General features: G+C 37.5%; 1 pseudogene. It reads left to right on the plus strand.

Annotated elements, in window-relative coordinates:
• Position 1: 1 nt before the first annotated feature.
• Positions 2-472, plus strand: a pseudogene (locus M3225_RS28880) (IS6 family transposase); the annotation flags it as partial.

Below are 472 nucleotides of genomic sequence, written 5' to 3' on the forward strand. Positions count from 1 at the left end.
CATTTTGTTAACGGTAAGATGGTACCTACGGTACAATTTAAGTTTTCGTGACTTGGTAGAAATGATGGAGGAACGTGGATTATGTATGGCTCATACAACGATTATGCGTTGGGTTCATCAATATGGTTCTGAATTAGATGAGCGAGTACGGCGCCATCTTAAGCCAACAAACGATTCTTGGCGGGTTGATAAGACCTATGTAAAAGTAAAAGGACAATGGATGTATCTCTATCGTGCTGTTGATTCTGAAGGAAATACCATCGATTTTTATCTAAGTTAAACAAGAAATAAACAAGCAGCCAAGCGCTTTTTTAAGAAAGCCTTGGCTTTTTCGCACGTTTCTACACCTCGTACGATTACAGTAGATAAAAATCCTGCCTATCCCATTGCTATTCAAGAGTTAAAAGAAGAAAAAAAGATGCCTCAAGGCATCCAAGTAAGACAAAGTAAATATCTAAATAACATTGTAGAG

It is taken from the genome of Priestia aryabhattai, assembly GCF_023715685.1.
GTDB lineage: Bacteria > Bacillota > Bacilli > Bacillales > Bacillaceae_H > Priestia > Priestia aryabhattai_B.